Below are 3,917 nucleotides of genomic sequence, written 5' to 3'. Positions count from 1 at the left end.
TTATTGAAGCGACCGGGATGAGGAGAACAATATAAGACGGCGTCAGATAGAGGTAATAGATAAAGATGTCCATCAGCCGGGCGTTTTTCGCAAGGTATTTTCCAAGGTTGTCAAAGAGATTTATGATGATGTAAATGAATACCAGGACACCGAGACAGAGAATCAGGTATCTGAGAAAATTTTTCAGGATGTATTTATAGAGCACCTTCATTTAAAAAACCTTTTTATCGGCAGCTTTTCGAACTCGGCAACCATGAAAAGGTAGATACCGCTGCCCAGAAGAATGATATTTGGCAACCACATAGCCCAGAATGGTGAAAACCCCCGGCGGTCTGCAAATTCTTCACCGGCGAGAACCAGAATATAGTATAGCGAAAATAACAATACTCCGATCAGAATACCTCCGATGCCGCCTTTCCGGAAAAGATAGCCGATGGGAGCGCCGATGATGACGAAAAGAATACAGGCTACTGCCAAAGAGAATTTTTTGTTCAACTCGACGAGGTAACGCGAAATCTTCTTTGTTTTTCCTTTTACTACATTCGATTTCTTCTTGATCTTGAAGGACGTGGTATTGAACGTCGGTATATCTTCATTAACAAAAGAACTGATTGCGGTCGACCCCATCTCAGCTATTTCCATCTTTAGTTTTTCTATCTCTTTTTTCGTCTGCTCGATTTTCGCGAGCAATCCGCCTATGTTGAGCTCGTTCTGGTTGCGATACTTCCGTTCTTTCCGGACGAGATCTGTGTCTATTTCCATATTGATGGTCTGTTTATCGAATTTTGTCCTCTGATATTTCTGGTTATCAATGAGTTGATGAAGCTCGCCGTCATAGAGCGTGAATTGAAGAATACCCTCTTCTTCAAAATCTTTGAGTTCTCCGTTCGGCGCCGTTATCATCAACCCGTTTTTCAAATCATAGATCGTTATGTCATAAAGTTTTGAATGCCGCTCGTCTTTTTTCCCGATGTAAATCGTGTAGCCGGGAAAGTCATTGGTGAATACTCCTTCGGGCAGGCGTATCGCCGGTCTCTTACGGGAGACGTCGAGCATCAAATTTCTGACTCGATGGTTCGCTTCGGGAAGGATGTAGCTGTTGAAGAGAATGAGCAGTATCATAAAGACAGTGGTTATGATGAAAGGTGTTCTCATAATAGAGAAGAAAGTGAGTCCGCTTGTCTTCAGGGCGAGTATTTCATTGTCCCGGGCGAACCGTCCGAATGTCATGACCACGGCTACAAGAATCGCCATGGGAGCCGTGTAAGAGAATATCAACGGAACCGTATATATCAATATCTGTCCCACGATATCAAAAGGCAGCCCTTTGCGGACAAAGAGGTCGATCAGACGGAACAATTGGTCCATCAGCAGGATGAAGGTCAGGGCAAAAGACGAAAAGAAAAAAGGCGGGATGAATTCTTTTAAAAAGTATCGGTCTATTACTCTAATCAATTATTCCTCTTTTTTTTAAATTCAATACAGCCTGTGCAGCCGTGGTGAGCGATGCTGGAGCGTCGGGAACCAGATCGGCTTTCAGGTCGATGATGTTGAACGAGATCAACCTCATATAGGGGAGATATAAATAAGAATCATTCGGGATATTCCGTAAGGCAAAGAATTTTTCAGGATAAATCGGTTCGATCAGCTTATCCAGAATGATTATGAGATTGCCGTTGGTTATCGTATCCGAGTCGTGAAATTTACCGTCCAGAAACAACGGCAGATATTTTTTGGAAACGGCAAATACTATGGGGTCTGAACGGATCGGGTTTTTCGACACCCCGCAGACGATTTCCGCAAAGAGACGACGCGTAAGCGTATAATGATCGTCAAATGTTTTTTTGACCTTCGGCGGTGCATTGACCAATAATGAAAATGACTTTTTGTATTGTTTCATCCTGCGATAACTGCTGAAGAGTGATAGGTATACATTTTCGTCGCGTGTCCCGATCTTCACCAGCTGCTCCAGAACTTTCATTCCCTGCAAAGGTTTATTCAGTTTTTTATAACAGTCGTATAGATAATACAGCGTTGTATCGGAACGCGGACGTTTCGTGTAGTATGCGGTGAGATGTTCTACGGCTTTTTGCAGTTCACCGCGTTTGTAAAATTCCACACCTTTCTCAAAATCATTCCTGCGGTCAAGGAATGACGTGCAGTGGACAACGAATAAAATCAGGGCCCAATGATAATAGCGACGCGACATTCTTTTAAGAGTTCAATATTTTTCTTTGAACCGTGAATACGTCTTGCGTCAAACGATGAAATTTTTATATCGGTCATCTTGGTGCCCGTTACCCCGACCGCCTTGATGCGCAGGGGGTTGTAGCCGACCCTGGGATTGTTATACAGGTCCTTAGTACTGTAGAGGACCAAGCCGTTGTTGACCACATAAGCCGGGTCTGCGAAATTTATCGAGTAGACTTCTTCCATTAATTCGGTGTATATTTTTGGAAAGAGAGCGGGGGTGATCTGGAATGAGCGGCAGTCGATGATTATTCCCGTGTATTCGGTCGTCTCGATCTGCTTGGGCACGAGTTCCAGTCCTTCGGGAATCGGTTTTCCCGCCGGCCACTCCTGACCGCAGCAGGGACAGAGCATCGGGACTACGAGTTTTAGTGGTTTTGTATCGGGCAGCAGCAAAGAGATGACTTTATTAATCAATGAAAGTTGAGAGGTATATTCAATGCTTCCATCTGTCAGATAATTTTGTTTAACAAGCTGGTTTTCAAACAGAAGGCGGTTCAATCTGTTTTCCAGATCCGGGTTATTCTTCAGGAAATCACCTACGGTTTTTGTGTCGTCGTACTGGAGCGAATATAATTCATTCTTCACCATATCAAACGCCGTGGTTTGATTGGTGGCTGCGGCTTTGATCGTCATATTTCCCCAGTCCATCTCTGCCGAGGCGATCGCCGTTGCGTAAAGAGCGGTGAAAATTAAAAAAATGCCGACTTTCTTCATAAAACCTCCTGCCGGTTCATCACTTAAATTTTAGAGCGGGCGACGGGATTCGAACCCGCGACCCTCGGCTTGGGAAGCCGATGCTCGACCCCTGAGCTACACCCGCAAGACAGTAAAAATTATATGCCAAATAGATAGCTTGTCAAGAATGAAAATATCTGACTCCTCTCCACTTTTTCTCTTGATTTTTTGAGGGATTTGAGGTATATAGTGGGGAAAGGAGGTATTTTATGAACAAATTAAGGATTTACCCTTCCCCACCATATCAGTTTAACCAACTGAAGAAGTTTGTAAATATGTTACTTGCCGATAAACTTCATGGCCATTCCCGTAAAACACTGATTATTATAACCCAAGCCCTGCTAAATGTCAAGCGGGCGGTTCTTTCCGAATTGGCGCGTGAGATTGCACTGCCGATTGTCTTCAAACATCGACTTCGCCGTGTTTGGCGTTTCTTAGCAAAGACGACATTTGACTATCAGATTCCATGTCAGGGATTGATTGTCTGGACTCTAACCGCGCTCAAAGACCGGCAATATTTAGAGATTATTCTCGACTGGACACAGATCAGGAAAGATCATATCCTTGTATTCAGTATCCCTTATCATAAACGTTCGATTCCCTTATTTTGGATAGTTGCCCCGGCGGATGACTTCTCCCCTCACAAAATAGAGCGTGCGTGTGTTCATTACTTTCTTGCTGCTGTGCCCTTTGAATTACGCGCTAAGCTTGTGTTTATTGCTGATCGAGGTTTTGGTAATGTTGAATTCTTTAGATTTTTACAGCAACAGGGGGTGAAGTTTGTGATTCGGGTCGCCGGTAAGGTATGGATAAGAACTAAAGGTTATCAGGGGTGTGTCAACCAGATACCACTGAGAGCCAAAAAAATAAGGTGGTTATCTCGGGTATTATATCGTAAGACCCGCGGCATCACCTTAAATCTATTGCTG

Annotated in this window: 5 protein-coding genes and 1 tRNA gene; 1 reads left to right on the top strand and 5 read right to left on the bottom strand. The window is 43.9% G+C overall.

Features of this window, described 5'->3' with window-relative positions; all coding sequences use genetic code 11:
- The 5 genes from ENI34_04725 to ENI34_04705 all read right to left on the bottom strand — a co-directional run.
- On the bottom strand, positions 1-211 hold a 211-nt coding region (locus ENI34_04725; GenBank protein HEC78431.1), incomplete at its 3' end, for an LptF/LptG family permease.
- Positions 208-1,455 (bottom strand): YjgP/YjgQ family permease, encoded by a 1,248-nt coding sequence (locus tag ENI34_04720; protein HEC78430.1) that lies wholly within the window; start codon positions 1,453-1,455, stop codon positions 208-210. The genes ENI34_04725 and ENI34_04720, both read right to left, overlap by 4 nt.
- A complete protein-coding gene (locus tag ENI34_04715; protein HEC78429.1) occupies positions 1,448-2,209 on the bottom strand; it encodes a hypothetical protein in 762 nt (253 codons plus the stop codon). Before ENI34_04715 ends, ENI34_04720 begins: the two co-directional genes overlap by 8 nt.
- The gene (locus ENI34_04710) at positions 2,179-2,967 is read right to left on the bottom strand and encodes a hypothetical protein (protein ID HEC78428.1); all 789 of its coding nucleotides are present in this window, start codon (positions 2,965-2,967) and stop codon (positions 2,179-2,181) included. The genes ENI34_04715 and ENI34_04710 overlap by 31 nt, the downstream gene beginning before the upstream one ends.
- Before the next feature lie 31 nt (positions 2,968-2,998).
- Positions 2,999-3,073: transfer RNA gene (locus tag ENI34_04705), tRNA-Gly, on the bottom strand.
- A gap of 124 nt (positions 3,074-3,197) precedes the next feature.
- On the opposite strand from ENI34_04705, the gene ENI34_04700 reads away from it, so the two are divergent.
- Positions 3,198-3,917: hypothetical protein (locus tag ENI34_04700; GenBank protein HEC78427.1), on the top strand; the 720-nt coding region annotated here is incomplete at its 3' end.

The organism is candidate division WOR-3 bacterium (assembly GCA_011052815.1).
GTDB lineage: Bacteria > Hydrothermota > Tepidihabitantia > SM23-42 > SM23-42 > DRIG01.
This window is presented reverse-complemented; position numbering and strand designations above follow the sequence as displayed.

Coding starts and splice junctions, on each gene's coding strand:
- ENI34_04715 (HEC78429.1), bottom strand. CDS start 2,209: ATGTCGCGTCGCTATTATCATTGGGCCCTGATTTTATTCGTTGTCCAC.
- ENI34_04710 (HEC78428.1), bottom strand. CDS start 2,967: ATGAAGAAAGTCGGCATTTTTTTAATTTTCACCGCTCTTTACGCAACG.